The organism is Streptomyces griseoaurantiacus (genome assembly GCF_036189845.1).
In the GTDB taxonomy this organism is placed as follows: domain Bacteria; phylum Actinomycetota; class Actinomycetes; order Streptomycetales; family Streptomycetaceae; genus Streptomyces; species Streptomyces griseoaurantiacus.
Window position 1 is genome coordinate 6,764,733 of the sequence record NZ_CP108326.1, and the last position, 15,087, is coordinate 6,779,819.

Here is a 15,087-nt window from a genome sequence, read left to right on the forward strand (position 1 = left end):
CACACGGAAGGGGCCGGTCGCGACCCGCGTGGTCGTGACCGGCCCCTTCCGTGCGCGTGCCGCGCTCAGCTCTCCGACTCGGCCGCCCGCGGGGTCCCGCCACGGGTGGGCCGCCAGCCGAGCCGGCGCCCCCGGGGGATGACGAGCCCGAGCCAGACCACCGCGACGATCGCGCCGAAGCCCGCCGCCGCCGGCCACATGGCGCGGCGGATCGGCCCGGCCGCCTTGTCCTCCGGCATCCGCACCGGCGCCCCCGCGGTCTCCGCGCGCACCCCGGCGCCGCCGGAATCCGCGCGGGTGAGGACGGCGGTCACGGCCGCGTAGGGGTCCAGGCGCGGCACGTCCGCCGGGTACGCGGAGGACCGCAGCAGTCGCGCCGTCGCCGCCGCCGACAGCTCCGGGTGCACGGAGCGCACCAGCGCCGCCGTCCCCGCCACGAACCCGGCGGCCAGCGAGGCGCCGGAGCCGATGTAGTGGCCGTCCTTGGCCGGGCCGATGCCGACGACGCCGTCGCCCGGCGCGGCGAGGTCGGCGCTCTCGGTGGTGAACGAGCCGACCGGGCGCTTGCCCTGGACGTCCAGGTCGAGGACGGAGAGCACCCCCTTGCTCGCGGCCGGGTAGAAGTCGCGCGGTGGCAGGTCCTTGGAGCCGGGCTGGTCCGGCAGGTCCGGCACCGCCGCGGCGACCACCAGGACGTCCTTCTTCGCGGCCAGTGCCAGCGCCGAGCGCAGCGCGGCGGAGTCGCCCGGCAGCGCCGCCGACACCGTCACCACGTCCGCGCCGCCCGCGACCGCCGTCTGTATGCCTGCGGCGACCCGGTCGGCGCTCGTGGTGCCCTTGGTGTCGCTGCCCCGCGCCGCGAGGACGCGGGCCCGGTGGGCGACGCCGGTGAACCGCACGCCGTCCTGGGCGGCGGCGGCCACGAGACCGGCGACGAAGGTGCCGTGTCCCACGCAGTCGGTCCCGGCGTCGCCGCCCGCCGTCACCCGCCCCTTGAGCGCGGGCGCGGAGGTGGAGACGCCGGTGTCGACGACCCCGACGGTCACCCCCTCGCCCGCCGTGACCTGCCAGGCCCGGTTGAGCTGGAGGCCCGCCTGCTCCCACGGCACCGCCGTGGCCCGCTGGGTGGAGCCCGCCGTGCACGGATCGTCCGGGGCCAGTTTCGACGGCAGCACCGGCAGCCGCACCGAACTGCCCCCGGCAGCGGCGGCCGGCGCGGCGGCGGCACCGCCCACGACGGCCGTCACCAGCAGGGCGGCGCCCAGCGCGCGGGCCCGCCGGGCCGGGCGGGACCTGCGCGCGGCGGTATCCCTCATACGTGTGCCCTTCCCCTCGCTCATGCGCCCGCCCCGCTGGAGGCGGGCGAGGCGGAGGCCTGGTCGACGAGGTCCTCCGGCAGCAGCAGCCGCAGGTCGTCCAGGCTCGGCGCGGCCAGCCGGCTGAGCCGACCCGCCTGCCGGGTCATCATCCGCTCCAGCACCTGTCGGGCGGTGCGCGCGTTGCCGAACGACCGGTCCCGGGGCAGCGTGTCGAAGTGCTGCCGCAGCACCGAGCCGAGGCCCGCCCCGCACTCGTAACCCGCCTGCAGCGCGTGCTGGCGGACGATGGTGACCAACTCGTCGGAGGAGTAGTCGGCGAACTCCACCCGGCGGGAGAACCGCGAGGACAGACCCGGGTTGGAGGACAGGAACGCCTCCATCTCGCCGGTGTAGCCGGCCACGATGACGACCACCTGGTCGCGGTGGTCCTCCATGAGCTTCAGCAGCGTGTCCACGGCCTCCTGGCCGAAGTCCGAGCCCGAACCCCCGCGCGGGGTGAGGGTGTACGCCTCGTCGATGAACAGCACGCCGCCCAGGGCCCGGTCGAAGACCTCCCGGGTCAACTGCGCGGTGTGGCCCACGTACCGGCCGACGAGGTCGGCGCGGGAGACCTCCACGAGCTGGCCGCGCGGCAGCACGCCCAGCGAGACGAGGAGTTCGCCGTACAGCCGGGCCACGGTCGTCTTGCCGGTGCCGGGCGGCCCGGTGAACACCAGGTGGTGACTGATCCGGGGCACCGGGAGCCCGGCGGCCTCGCGCTGCCGGGCCGTCGACACCAGGTTGACCAGATCGGTGACGTCCCGCTTGACCGCCGAGAGCCCGATCAGGGCGTCCAGCCTGCTGAGCGCGTCGTCGCCGGCGTCCGGCGCGTCCGGTCCCGCGGCGGCCTCCTGTGCCGCCTCCTCACTGATGTCCTGCGGCAGCAGCAGGGTGAGGTCCTGCTCCGAGACGTTCGTCAGCGAGGAAAGCCGTACCGCCTGGCGGTCCACCATCTCCTCGAACACCTGGCGCGCCGCACGGCCGTTGCCGAACCCGGCGTCCTTGGGTATCCGATCGAAGTGCACCGCGAGCGCCTTGCGGGTCTCGTCGGCGAGCACGTACTGGTGGCGCCCGCACATGCTCTCCATGATCTCCACCAGCTCGGGCACCGAGTAGTTCTCGAACTCCACGGTCCGCGAGAACCGGGAGGCGAGGCCCGGGTTGGAGGTGAGGAAGCTGCGCATCTCGTTGGAGTAGCCGGCCACCACGACGACCACGTCGTCGCGGTGGTCCTCCATGAGCTTCAGCAGCGTGTCCACGGCCTCCCGGCCGAAGTCCGCGCCCGAACCGCGGGAGTCGGAGGTGAGCGTGTACGCCTCGTCGATGAACAGCACGCCACCCAGGGCGCGTTCGAAGGTCTCCGTGGTCTTGATGGCGGTACCGCCGATGACCTGGGCGACCAGATCGGCGCGGGAGACCTCGACCAGGTGCCCGGAGCGCAGCGCCCCCAGCTCGGCCAGGATCGTGCCGTACAGCCGGGCCACCGTGGTCTTACCGGTGCCGGGCGGCCCCGCGAAGATCAGGTGACGGCTCATCGGCGGCGCCTGCATGCCGAGCTGGGCGCGGCGCCGGGCGAGCTGGGTGAGGTTGACCAGCGTGCGGACCTGCTCCTTGACGTTCTCCAGGCCGATCAGGCTCTCCAGCGCGGCCATCGGCCCGTCCGGGCGCTCCGGGCCGTCGGTGTCCGGCACGGTGCCGGCCGGGTCGGTGCCCTCCGCCTCGCCGAAGCCCCAGGCGTCCCGGGACTCGTTGCCGGTGCTGGTGAGGTTCTCCACCGCGAGCCGGCCGCCCGTCTTGGACTGCACGAGGCCGGAGCCCTTGTTCTCCCGCACGGTGCAGTTGACCACCGAGACCGGTGCCTCGGACTCGACGCGGATGCCGTCGCGGGTGGAACCGGCCGCCTCGCAGCCGTTGAGCGAGGCCCGGCCGCCCTCCCGGATCAGGAAGCCGTGCTCGGTGGCCGCCGCCGCCCGCACCCGGGTCGCCGTCAGCTCACCGCCGTCCTCCACCAGGACGCCGCAGCCGCCCGCCGACACCAGCTCGCCGTCACGGATCGACACCGTGCCCTCCGAGCCGATCTCCAGACCGGCCCCGCCCGGGCCGCTCACCGAGAACCCGGCGAGGTAGACGTCGCCGCCCGAGGCGATCTGCGCGCCGGCGCCGCCCGGTGTCTCCACCGTGCAGTCCTCCACCCGGCCGCGGCCGCCCTCGCGCACCACCACGCCCGTGCCGCCGGCCCCGGTGATCCGGGCCCGCCGCACCAGCGGATTGGCGCCGCCCTTGATGACGACGCCGACGCCCTTGACGTCGACGATCTCCATGCGCTCCAGCTCGGCAGCCGAGTCCTCCTCGAGCAGCACGCCCTCCGCGTCGCCGTCCCGGACGGTCAGCGAGGTCAGCGTCGGCGAGGAGGCCCCCGCCACCCGCAGCGCCGGCACGTGCGCCCCGGTCAGCCAGCAGTCCTCGTAGGTGCCGCGCGAACGGTCGGTCACCAGCAGTCCGTGGCCCTGCGTCCGGGCGGTGCGGCAGCGGCGCAGCACCGGGTCGGCGCCGTGCGAGACCACGATGCCGGGACCGCTGGTGCCGCTGACCCGCAGCTCCTCCAGCTCGGTGCGGCCGGAACTGGTCAGGTGGGCGCCGATCGTGGTGTCGTGGATCACCGTGCGCAGCACCTTCAGCGCGCTGCGCTCCTCCAGGGCCAGCGAGGGCTTGTCGGTGGAGGACACGTCGCAGTCCTCGACGGAGCCCTGGGCGTCGCCGTTGGCGAGGATGCCGTTGCCGCGGGCGTCCCGGATCGTGCAGCCGCGGATCGTGGCCCGGCCGCGTTCGCCGATCACCACGCCGGTGGTGCCGAGGTGCTCCAGCGTGCAGGACTCCAGCGAGCTCTCCGTCGAAGAGGTCACCACGACGCCCGCGCCGGAGCGGCTCGTCACCCGGCACTCGCGCATCGCCAGCGAACCGGAGTTGCGGGCCAGCACCGTGGTCCAGGCCGCACCGGACACTTCGCAGCCCTGCATCGCGACCTGCCCCTGCGAGGCGTCCACGACGGGGAGTTTCTCGTCCTGGCCGTGTATCACGAGGTCGGTCAGCATCACCGCGTCGGCCCGCAGGGAGATCGCGGTGCCCTGACGCGGTGTGATGCGGACGCTGCCGCGGGACTGCTCGGCGACGATGGTCACCCGGGTGGTGACGACGAGGTTCTCCTCGTACGTCCCCGGGCGCACGCTCAGCACCGCGCCTCCGCGCGCCCTGGCCAGGGCCTCTCCGATCGTCCGGGCGTCCCCGGTGCCCTCCGGACAGACCGTCACTACCTGGCGCACTCCGCTGACCTCCTCGTGTCGGCACCCGTGGGTTGCGGTGGGCACCATCATGCCGTCCCCGTACGCGTGTTCCTACTCCGGTCCGGGTTCCGTGACGACCGGGGCGGGTGGGGCACGCGGTGTGGCGAGTGTTTCCGTGTGTCGAATTATGGGCCGCGCGCAACGCTCTTACCAGCGGGGAGACTTTCCGACGCCCTTTGGTAACCCCGGTGACATGACGAGCCGTCGGAAGTTGTGCGTGAATGGAGTCGCACACACAGGCGTACGACGAACTGCGGGACGGATGGCGCGGATGGCTGATCGGACGGAATCACCTGTCGGGAAGAGGACGGCGGGGACTTCGACGGACGACACTTCGGCGGCCGGGAACCCGACCGTGAAGCCCCCGAAGCCGGAGGCTGCGCGACCGGGAGCCGGGGACGGGGCCACGGACGGCGGGTCGCAGGATCCCCGTGAGGCGTGGCCGGGCACCTCGCCTACCGGCGCCTCGGACGCGGCGGGGGACGAGGCCCCCGAGGAGGGCGCGGCCTTCCAGGCGCTCACCGGCGCCGGGACGGGGCCGGGGACCGCGGAGGCCCCCGGCCTGGGGGACACGGACGACACCGACGCCGACGCGGTGGCCTCCGGTGTCCTCGGCAGGTCCGCGCGCACGAGCGGCGCGAAGGACACGCCGGACGCCGAAGGCCCGGACGCCGAGGACCCGAAGTCCGCGGCCCCGGGCGCCGGGCCGGCCGGTGCCGAGGGCGGCACGGGTGCGGGCGGTGCCCCCGCGGGACCCGCCGCCGACGGGACCACCGTCGCCCTGGGCTCCGCCGCCGGACGCCGCACGGCCGGGACGGGCGTGTTCGGCGCCCGGAAGCGGAAGCGCGCCGCCGCCGCGGCCTCCGAAGCCACCGGGAATGCCGCCGTCGCCGTGGACGCCGGGGGCGGAGCCGCGGCGGCCGTCGCGGCGAGCGCCGCCGCCGAACCGGCCCCGGCCGCCACCGCACCGCAGGCCGCCGCCGCGGCCGAAGCACCGGCGAGCACCGCCCCCGGGCAGGCCGCCGGCGCGGCCGGCCCCTCCGCCGCGGCCACCGGCACCCCGGCGTCCGGGGGCGGCGGGACAGGCGCCGAGGCGCGGGCCGCGGCGGCGCCCTCCCCGGCCGAGGCACAGATGCTGGCCGCGAGCCTCCCCGACGACCCCGGCTCAGGTACCGCCGCCGCGGTGCCCACCGGCCGTCCTGGACGCCCCCTGCTGGCCGGCGCGGCCGTGCTCGGCGCCGTCCTGGTCGCCGTGCCGGTGCTGCTGGTCAACCGGGACCGCACCACGGACACCCACAACGGCGTCGTCGCCGACCAGGCGGGCACCGTCCTCGGCGAGGACGGCGCCGAGGGCCCGGGCGCCCCGTACGCCTCCTCCACCGCCTCGCCCAGCTCCTCCTCGACGGGGTCCGCCCCCGCGAAGATCAAGAAGGAGCCGGGCGGACAGGCGTTCCCGGGCGCCCCGACCGGACCGGTGACCTCCAGCTCGGGCCCGGCCTCCTCGCCGACCAGGACGACCTCCTCGAAGACCACCAAGGTCACCACCAAGAAGAAGAGCACCACCAAGAAGGCGTCCAAACCCAGCTACCCGGCGTCCATCAGCGTCTCGGCCACCCGGGTGCTCAGGGCGGGGCAGAGCCTCAACGCCAAGCGGGCCCGGCTGCACATGCAGACGGACGGCAACCTGGTCGTGTACGACGAGAACAACCACGCCCGCTGGGCCACCATGACGTTCGGTTCGAACTACCAGGCGGTCTTCCAGGCGGACGGCAACCTGGTCGTCTACACCTCGTCCAACCGCCCCGTCTGGGCCAGCAACACCTACGGCCACAACGGCTCCGTCCTGAAGATCCAGGAGGACGGCAACGTGGTGATCTACGAGAACGGCAGGGCCATCTGGGCGAGCAACACCAAGCACTGACCGCCCGGACGGCCCGCCGGGCCCACCTCCTGTGACGACCCCCCGCGAACGCGCGGACGTCACCGGGAACTCCCGCGGTGCCCGCCGCGACTACTGGACCGAGGGTGGCGAGAAGCCGCCCGCGCACCGAATCGATCCAGGAGTACTGCGATGCGTATCCGCGCGGGGTGGGGCACGACGGCCGTGCTGGTGGGCGGCCTGCTCGTGACGGGCTGCGGAGACGGGAGCGGGGGCGGCGGCGCTCCCGCCGCCGGACGGTCCGTCACCGGCCGGTACCCGGTCACCGTCACCGACTGCCGGGGGGCGAGGACCACGTTCTCCCGGCCGCCGGAGCGGATCGTCACGAGCAACGCCTCCGCCCTGGACCTGCTGCTCCGCCTCGGCGCCGGCGACAGGGTGGCCGGGACCGGATTCCCACCCGGCCCCGGCACCCTCCCCGGCGCCCTCGGCGAGCGCGGCCGCCGCGTCCCGGTGCTCAGCAGGTCGGTGATCCCGAAGGAGAAGCTCCTCGCCTCCGGCGCCGACCTGTACATCGACTCCTTCGCCGCCATGAGGATGAGCGGCATGGGCGACGCCCCGACCGAGGAGGAGTTCCGGGCCGCCGGCATCAAGCACATCTACCTCAAGTCGACCGCCTGCGCGGCCACGCGCGAGGGCCCCGTGACCGACCTCTCGGCCGTGGAGGCCGACCTCACGGCGCTCGGCGCGATCACCGGAACCCGCGCGAAGGCCCGGCGGCTCGTCGACGGCATGGAGGACCGCGTCCGGGCCGTGCGCACGGCGATCGCCGACGTCCCGCACGAGAAGCGGCCCAGCTACTTCTTCTTCGACTACGACGCCGGCACCAGGCAGCCGACCGCCCTCTGCAACCGCCAGGTCGGCCACGCGGTCATCACCCTCGCCGGGGCCCGCAACATCTTCGCCGACTGCGACACCACCTACGAACAGGTCGGCTGGGAGGACGTCCTCTCCCGCGACCCCGACTGGATCCAGCTCGGCGTCCGCGACCGGGGCGGCCGGGCCGCCACCGAGAAGGGCTTCGACGAGGCGCGGAGGTGGCTGGAGACCAACCCCGCCACCAAGGGACTGAAGGCCGTCAGGAAGGGCCACTTCCTCCGCATCCGCTCGGAGCGGACCACCCTCGCGGGAGTGGAGAACGCCGAGACCGTCGAACGCATCGCCCGCACCCTGTACCCGTCCGAGGTCGGCTGACCGTGCCCGACGTCCTCCCGCGCGAGAAGACCACTCCCTCCGACGGCCTCGTCGGCTCCGACGGCTCCGCCCCGCCCCGCCTGGCGCGCCGACCCCTGCCCACCGTGCCCCTGCTCTGTCTCCTCGGGATCGCCCTGCTCGCCGCCCTCACCGCGGCCGTCTCCCGGGGCTCCACCCCCATCCCGCCGCAGGAGGTGTGGGCAGTGGTGTGGCGCAGGACGACCGGAGAGCCGCCCCGCCCCGGCACCGAGGACCTCATCGTGTGGCAACTGCGGCTGCCCAGGGCCCTGCTGGCCGCCCTGGTGGGCGCCGGCCTCGGCCTCGTCGGCACCGCGGCACAGGCCCTGGTGCGCAACCCGCTGGCCGACCCCTACTTCCTCGGCGTCTCCCAGGGGGCCTCCCTCGGCGCGGTCGCCGCGCTCGTGCTCGGCCTGGGCGCCGGCGGCGGGCTGGGGCTCGGCCTGTCCGGAGCCGCCTTCGCGGGCGCGCTCGCGACCTTCCTCCTGGTCTGGGCCATCGCCCGGCGCGGCGGCGGCTTCGCCCCGCTCCGCCTGGTGCTCGCCGGAGTGGCCGTCGGCCAGTTCCTGTCCGGCTTCACCAGCTACCTCGTCCTGCGCTCGGGGGACGAACAGCAGACCCACGGTGTGCTGTTCTGGCTCATGGGAAGCCTCGGCGGCGCCACCTGGCCGCTGCTGGCCGCCCCCGCCCTCGCGGTGCCGGCCGTCTGGCTCCTGCTCCAGGCCCGCGCCCGGCGCCTCAACGCGCTGCTCATGGGCGACGAGAGCGCGGCCGGCCTCGGCATCGACGTCGTCCGGCTGCGCCGCGAACTGTTCACCGCGACCAGCCTGCTCACCGGTGTCCTCGTCGCCGTCTCGGGTGCCATCGGCTTCGTCGCCCTGATGGTCCCGCACGTCTGCCGCCTCGTCGTCGGCGGCGACCACCGGCGGCTGCTGCCGGTGGCGGCCGTGTTCGGCGCGCTGCTGCTCGTCGTGGTCGACCTGGTGTGCCGCACCGCCATGGACACCCGGGAACTGCCCGTCGGCGTCGTGACCTCACTGCTCGGCGCCCCCACACTGCTGTACCTCCTCGACCGCAGGCAGGGGAGCGCCCGGTGAGACTCGACATCGAGGACCTGCACGTCGCCTACGCCGGCCGTACGGTCGTGGCGGGAGCCCACCTCCTCGCGGCACCCGGCGAGATCACCGGCCTCGTGGGCCCCAACGGCAGCGGCAAGTCGACCGTCCTGCGCACCGTCTACCGCCACCTCCGCCCTGTGGCGGGACGCGTCCTGCTCGACGGCACCGACCTGCGGGAGCTGAGCCCCGCACGGTCGGCCCGGCACGTCGCCGCCCTGCCGCAGGAGCGCGGCGGCGACTTCGAGCTGACGGTGCGCGAGGTCGTCGTCATGGGCCGCATCCCCTACAAGCGGGCCTTCGCCGGTGACGACGCCGTCGACCGGGACATCGTGGCCGGTGCCCTCGCCGACGTCGGCATGACCGGGCACGCGGACCGCCGGTTCGCCGAACTCTCCGGCGGGGAGCGCCAACGTGTGCTGCTGGCGCGCGCGTTCGCGCAGCGGCCCGACCTCCTCGTGCTCGACGAGCCGACCAACCACCTGGACGTCCGCCACCAGGTCGAACTCCTCGCCCTGCTGCGCGGCCGGGGCCGCACCACGCTGGTCTCCCTGCACGACCTCAACGCGGCGGCCTCCGTGTGCGACCGGCTGCACGTCCTGCACGAGGGCCGCGTGGTGGCCTCCGGGCGCCCGCGCGAGGTGCTGCGGCCGGCACTGCTGGCGGAGGTGTTCGGCGTGCGGGCGGCCGTCCTCGCGCACCCGCTGACCGGCGATCCCCTGATCGCCTTCGACCACCACCGCCCGGCGGACGGCCCGGACGGCGGGGCCGAGGGGGACGGGAACGACGGGAGCGGACGCGGAACGGACGGCACCGGCGAAGGCGAGGGAGACGGCGGGGGAGTCGGCGAGGGCGAGAGCGAAGGCGACGGGGCGAGCGCGGCGGAGGGCCCGGCACGCCCGGCCGCGACCGGTTCCGCGGTCCGGTGAACCGGGCCCGGGTTCCGGGTGTCAGGATGAGGCGGGATGTCTGCCGGCGGGGTACTGCGCGCACTGCGGGCCGCGATGTTCGCGGCCGTGTGCGTCGTGCTCGCCGCCACCGGACACGTCCTGATGTCCGGGGCACCGGTGCCCTCGTGGGCCCTGGCCGCCGCCCTCCTCGCGGTCGGCGGCCTCGGCTGGGCCTGCGGGGCCGGGGAGCGCCGGCCCGCCGCGGTGGCCGGGCTCACCGTCGCCGTACAGGCGGCACTGCACCTCGGGTTCACCCGGGCGCAGTCCGCGATGCGGGCACCGGGCACCGGGGAGACCTCTCCGGTGCGGCAGTGGGCCGACCATGTGCTGTGCGGCGCCGATCCCGGGTCAGCCGCGGCCGTCCGGGCCTACGAGGTGGCCCTGCGGGCCGGGCTCCTCCCGCCCGCCGGGGGCACGCACCCCGGGCTCGGCAGCGGCGGCCCCTCGGCGCCGGCCGCGCACGCCCCGCCGATGGACCCGACGGGTTCGACGGACGCGGTGGGGTCCACCCGGTCCATGACGTCCATGGGGCACGACATGGCCGTCGGCATGCCCGGAACGCACGACGGTGTGCACGGCGCAGGCGCGCACCTCATGGCGCACGCCACGGGCACCGCCTCCTGGGGCATGCTCACCGCCCACCTGGTGGCCGCCGCCCTGTGCGGACTCTGGCTCGCCCTCGGCGAGCGCGCGGCCTTCGCACTGGTCCGGGCCTGCGCCGACCGCGCCTTCGTCCCGCTGCGGCTCGTCCTCGCCGTCCTGCTGCCGCCCGAGGCCCCGGCCCCGCCGCGGCGTCTGCGGGAGCGGGCCCGTCGGCCGCGGCCGCGTCCGCACGTCCACGCCTTCACCACACGGGGCCCACCCGGGGCGACCGCTGTCCTGTGACAGCCGGAACCCCGACGCCGTGGACATCCGCGGCGCGGGCCGCCGTTCGCGCGTCCGCGCGACCGGCTCACCCACCCGTGCGGCCGCCCGCCCCAGGGCCCCGCGGCCCTTCGCCGCGCCCGCGCGGGACCCGAGTGAAGGACCCAGGCACCATGACCACCCCTGCCCTGCCCGCGGTGACCGACGAGACGGTCACCGCCTGGGCGCTCGCCGCCGCCGGCGGCGACAGCGAAGCGGTCGACCGCTTCGTGCGCGCCCTCCAGCACGACGTACGCCGCTACGTGGCCCACCTCGCCCACGACCCCCAGGCGGCCGACGACCTCACCCAGGACACGTTCCTGCGGGCCCTGACCGCCCTGCATCGCTTCGAGGGCCGCTCCTCGGCCCGGGTCTGGCTGCTGTCCATCGCCCGCCGGGCCGTCGCCGACAGCCTGCGCCGCGCCGCCGCCCGGCCCCGCAAGTCCGACACCGACGACTGGCAGCTCGCCGTGGAACGCGCCCAGCCGCTCGGCCTGCCGGGCTTCGACGAGGGCATCGCCCTGATGGAACTGGTGGACGCGCTGCCCGGCGACCGGCGCGAGGCGTTCGTCCTCACCCAACTGCTCGGCCTGCCGTACGGGGAGGCCGCCGAGGCGAGCGGCTGCCCGGTCGGCACCGTGCGCTCCCGGGTCTCCCGGGCCCGGGGCGCCCTGGCCGGCATGCTGGACGCCGATTCCGGCCCCCCGGCCACGGCGGCGCCCGCACCGGAGCCGCTCGCGATGACCTAGGGCCTTTCGTTCGGATCGGGCCGGCGGGGAGGCGCGGTCGCCTTCCGGCCGGCCCGAGCGGGGTCCGGTGCGCGCGGCTGCACAGCGGAGGAGGGCGCCAGGGCGGAGCCCCGGCAACCGACGACAACGCCGCGGAGGCGCGTGCCGGACCCCGCGACGCCGGAACGATCCGAACGAGAGGACGTAGGTCACAGCGACGCCGGGGAACCCGGCCGGCCCCTTCTCCGACTCCTGCACCGGTACGGCTCCGTCCCGGGGCCGTACGAGGTGAGGCGTAGGGAGTCGTGACAGATGCCAAGGACCCGCCGACCCGCCCCCGCGGCGGGTCCTCTCCTCCGCCGGGCGCTGCCGCCGCCGGCCCTGTGCGGATTCCTTCTGCTGCTGGCCCTGGTCTTCGCCGCGGCCTACGTCGTCGGAACCGGCGCCGGGCCGGTCGCGCCCGGCATGCACGGTTCCCGGGTGAGTCCGGACGGCGGCGGAGCGGACACGGGCGGCATGAACATCGACGACATCGACGACATGGGCGACATGGGAGAGGGAGGCGGTCACTGATGGCCACCGGACCGCGCACGGCCGCGGCCGCGCAGGACGCCGCGGAGGTCGTGACCGATCTTCTCGTGGGCGGGATGACCTGCGGGGCGTGCGTGCGGCGCGTGGAGACGAAGCTCGGCCGGCTGGCCGGCGTCACCGCCGCGGTGAACCTGGCCACCGGCCGGGCCCGGGTGCGGCACCCGTCCGCCCTCCGCCCCGAGGATCTGATCGCCACCGTCGAACGCGCCGGATACACGGCCGCGCTCCCCGCGCCGCCCACCGCGCCGGGGCGCGAGAACACAGCGGACACAGCGGACACAGCGGACACAGCGGACGCCGCGGATGCCGAGGACACAGCGGCGCGGGCATCACGGCGCGCACGCGACCGGCTGTCGGTCACGGTGCTGCTCGCCGTGCCGGTGCTGGTCCTGTCGATGGTCCCCGCGCTGCAGTTCCGCAACTGGCAGTGGCTCTGCTTCGTGCTCGCCGCGCCTGTCGTCGCCTGGAGCGCCCGCCCCTTCCACGTCCGGGCCGCCCGGGGGCTGCGGCACGCGACGGCGACCATGGACACCCTCGTCTCGCTGGGCGTCCTCGCCTCCTTCGCCTGGTCCTGCTACGCCCTCTTCCTGGGCGGCGCGGGCGAGCCCGGCATGCGGATGCCGTTCAGCCTCCTCCCGTCCGCGAGCGGGGGCGAGGCACCGGTGTACCTCGAAGTGGCCGTGGGCGTGCCGCTGTTCGTCCTCGTCGGCCGGTATCTGGAGGCGCGGGCACGGCGGGGGACCGGCGCGGCCCTGCGCGCGCTGGCCACACTCGCCGTCAAGGAGGTGTCCGTGCGCGAGGGCACGCGGGAACGCCGTGTCCCCGTCGCGGAGTTGCGTCTCGGGCAGGTCTTCGTGGTGCGGCCCGGGGAACGGCCGGCGACCGACGGCGTCGTCGAGGAGGGCAGCTCCGCGCTCGACCTCTCCCTGGTCACCGGGGAGAGCGAACCGGTGGAGGTGGGCCCCGGCGCCCCGGTGACCGGCGGCGCCGTGAACGTCGGGGGACTGCTGCTGGTGCGGGCCACGGCGGTCGGCGCCGACACCCGGCTCGCCCGGATCACCGCGCTCGTGACCGAGGCGCAGGCGGGCAAGGCGCGGGCGCAACGGCTCGCGGACCGGGTCGCCGGGATCTTCGTCCCGGTCGTGCTGGTGCTCGCCGTGACGGTGCTCGGCTTCTGGCTCGGCGCCGGGGCCGAGCCGCAGGCCGCTCTCACCGCCTGCGTGGCCGTCCTGGTCGTGGCCTGCCCGTGCGCGCTGGGCCTGGCGACCCCCACCGCGCTGATGGCCGCGACCGGCCGGGGCGCCCAGCTCGGCGTCCTGGTCAGCGGGCCGAGGGCGCTGGAGCGTCTGCGGCACCTGGACGCCGTGGTGCTCGACAAGACCGGCACGCTCACCTCCGGGCACATGAGCGTCGCCGCGGTCACCGCGGTGCCCGGCGGGGTGGGCGAGGGGACGGCGGTGCGGCTGGCGGCGGCGGTCGAACAGGGCTCGGAGCATCCGCTGGGCCGGGCCGTGGTGGCGTACGCGCGCCGCACCGCGCCCGCGCGCGAACTCCCGGCGGTGGCGGGCTTCGAGGCCCTGCCGGGGCGGGGCGTGCGCGGGCGGGTGGAGGGCCGGACGGTCGAGGTCCTCGCCCCGGACGACACGCTGCCCGAGGTCCTCGCCGAGGCGCTGACCGCCGGGGCGGGCGGTGCCCGCACCCCGGTCGTGGTCCGCGTCGACGGCCGGGCCGAGGCCCTGCTCCTGATCGGCGACACCCTGCGGCCCGGCAGCTACCGGGCCGTGGAACGGCTGCGGCAGCTCGGGGTGCGGCCCGTCCTGGCCACCGGCGACCGCGAGGAACCGGCCCGCGCCGTCGCCGGGGAACTCCGCATCGAGGAGGTCCACGCCCGCTGCTCGCCCGAGGACAAGGCCGCGCTCGTGGAGGAGTTGCGGGCGCGGGGCCACCGGGTCGCGGTCGTCGGCGACGGCGTCAACGACGCGGCCGCCCTGGCCGGCGCCGACCTCGGCATCGCCATGGGCACCGGCACGGACGTGGCGATCGGCGCCGCCGACGTGACCCTCGTCCGAGGGGACATCGAGGCCCTCGCGGACGCCGTGCGGCTGGCCCGCGCCACCCTGGGCACCGTCCGCGCCAATCTCCTCTGGGCGTTCGGCTACAACCTGGTGACCGTGCCGCCGGCCATGGCCGGCCTGCTCAACCCGATGTTCGCCGCGGCGGCCATGTCCCTCAGCTCGCTCCTGGTGGTCGGCAACAGCCTGCGGCTGCGTGCCTGGCAGCCGTCACCGGCCGCCCGGCGGCGGACGGTGCCCGCCCCGCGTGCCCGGGCGGCACGGTGACCTCCGGGGCGGCGCCCGCCGCCGCGCCTCCGGTTCCCGACTCCCGCACGGGGAAGGGGGCGCAGACGCCCCCGCACCCCTGGCGGCCCACCCGACGCGGCCTGGAGGACGCCGCCCTGGCCGCCCTCGCCCCGGTGTGCGCCGCGGTGCTCGCGCTCGGCGGGCTCGCCGTGTGGACCGCCTCGGGCGGGGCCGGCAGCCCCGCCAGGGTGGCGGTCGCCGACGCGCGGCTGTATCTGCCCGCCCCGGGCGCCGCCGAGACCGCCGCGTTCTTCCGGGTCACCAACACGGGCGGCGCGCCGGACACGCTGGTCGAGGTGACCTCGTCCGCCGTCGGCCCGGGCATCGCCCTGAGCCGCCACCGTATGACCGAGGGCAACGCGGCCTACCGGGAGCCCGCCGAGTCTCTGCCGGTGCCCGCGGGCGGCACCCTCGACATGTCGCCCCTCAGCAGCGACGTGACCGTCCCCGTCCCCGACGCGGCACGCTGGCGCACCGGCGATCTGGTGCCCTTCGTGCTGCGGTTCGCGGACGGGGAACCGGTCGGGACGCTCGCCGTGGTGGTGCGCCCCGGCGCGCGCGAGTGACCGCCGTGCCCGGGCGCCGTGGAG

At 75.9% G+C, this 15,087-nt stretch carries 10 protein-coding genes and 1 pseudogene; 9 read left to right on the top strand and 2 right to left on the bottom strand.

Annotated elements, in window-relative coordinates:
* Window positions 1-65 precede the first annotated feature (65 nt).
* Window positions 66-1,316 (bottom strand): S8 family serine peptidase, encoded by a 1,251-nt coding sequence (locus OHB09_RS29755; protein WP_191892270.1) that lies wholly within the window; start codon window positions 1,314-1,316, stop codon window positions 66-68.
* A 20-nt stretch (window positions 1,317-1,336) separates the two neighbouring features.
* Window positions 1,337-4,678, bottom strand: a complete 3,342-nt coding sequence (locus tag OHB09_RS29760) for a right-handed parallel beta-helix repeat-containing protein (protein ID WP_191892271.1) — start codon at window positions 4,676-4,678, stop codon at window positions 1,337-1,339.
* 376 nt (window positions 4,679-5,054) lie between these two features.
* Between OHB09_RS29760 and OHB09_RS29765 the strand changes: the two genes are divergently transcribed.
* The 9 genes and pseudogenes from OHB09_RS29765 to OHB09_RS29805 all read left to right on the top strand — a co-directional run bounded on the left by OHB09_RS29765 (window position 5,055) and on the right by OHB09_RS29805 (window position 15,063).
* The gene (locus OHB09_RS29765; protein WP_328922827.1) at window positions 5,055-6,620 is read left to right on the top strand and encodes a hypothetical protein; all 1,566 of its coding nucleotides are present in this window, start codon (window positions 5,055-5,057) and stop codon (window positions 6,618-6,620) included.
* 150 nt (window positions 6,621-6,770) lie between these two features.
* Window positions 6,771-7,832, top strand: coding sequence for an ABC transporter substrate-binding protein (locus OHB09_RS29770; protein WP_093600427.1), 1,062 nt, complete (start codon window positions 6,771-6,773; stop codon window positions 7,830-7,832).
* A gap of 80 nt (window positions 7,833-7,912) precedes the next feature.
* On the top strand, window positions 7,913-8,947 hold the full coding sequence (locus OHB09_RS29775) for a FecCD family ABC transporter permease (protein ID WP_176945244.1): 1,035 nt from the start codon (window positions 7,913-7,915) through the stop codon (window positions 8,945-8,947).
* Window positions 8,944-9,723 (top strand): annotated as a pseudogene (locus OHB09_RS29780) (ABC transporter ATP-binding protein); the annotation flags it as partial. The gene OHB09_RS29775 and the pseudogene OHB09_RS29780, both read left to right, overlap by 4 nt.
* A 207-nt stretch (window positions 9,724-9,930) precedes the next feature.
* Complete coding sequence (locus OHB09_RS29785; RefSeq protein ID WP_006138597.1) at window positions 9,931-10,800, top strand: hypothetical protein; 870 nt, start codon at window positions 9,931-9,933, stop codon at window positions 10,798-10,800.
* Window positions 10,801-10,952: 152 nt separating this feature from the next.
* A complete protein-coding gene (locus tag OHB09_RS29790) occupies window positions 10,953-11,567 on the top strand; it encodes a sigma-70 family RNA polymerase sigma factor (RefSeq protein ID WP_006138598.1) in 615 nt (204 codons plus the stop codon).
* A gap of 291 nt (window positions 11,568-11,858) precedes the next feature.
* Window positions 11,859-12,119 carry a hypothetical protein gene (locus tag OHB09_RS29795; protein ID WP_006138599.1) on the top strand — a complete coding sequence of 87 codons (261 nt, stop codon included), beginning with the start codon at window positions 11,859-11,861 and terminating at the stop codon, window positions 12,117-12,119.
* Window positions 12,119-14,476, top strand: a complete 2,358-nt coding sequence (locus OHB09_RS29800) for a heavy metal translocating P-type ATPase (protein ID WP_328922828.1) — start codon at window positions 12,119-12,121, stop codon at window positions 14,474-14,476. The genes OHB09_RS29795 and OHB09_RS29800 overlap by 1 nt, the downstream gene beginning before the upstream one ends.
* Window positions 14,473-15,063, top strand: coding sequence for a copper chaperone PCu(A)C (locus tag OHB09_RS29805; RefSeq protein WP_318295384.1), 591 nt, complete (start codon window positions 14,473-14,475; stop codon window positions 15,061-15,063). Before OHB09_RS29800 ends, OHB09_RS29805 begins: the two co-directional genes overlap by 4 nt.
* Window positions 15,064-15,087 lie beyond the last annotated feature (24 nt).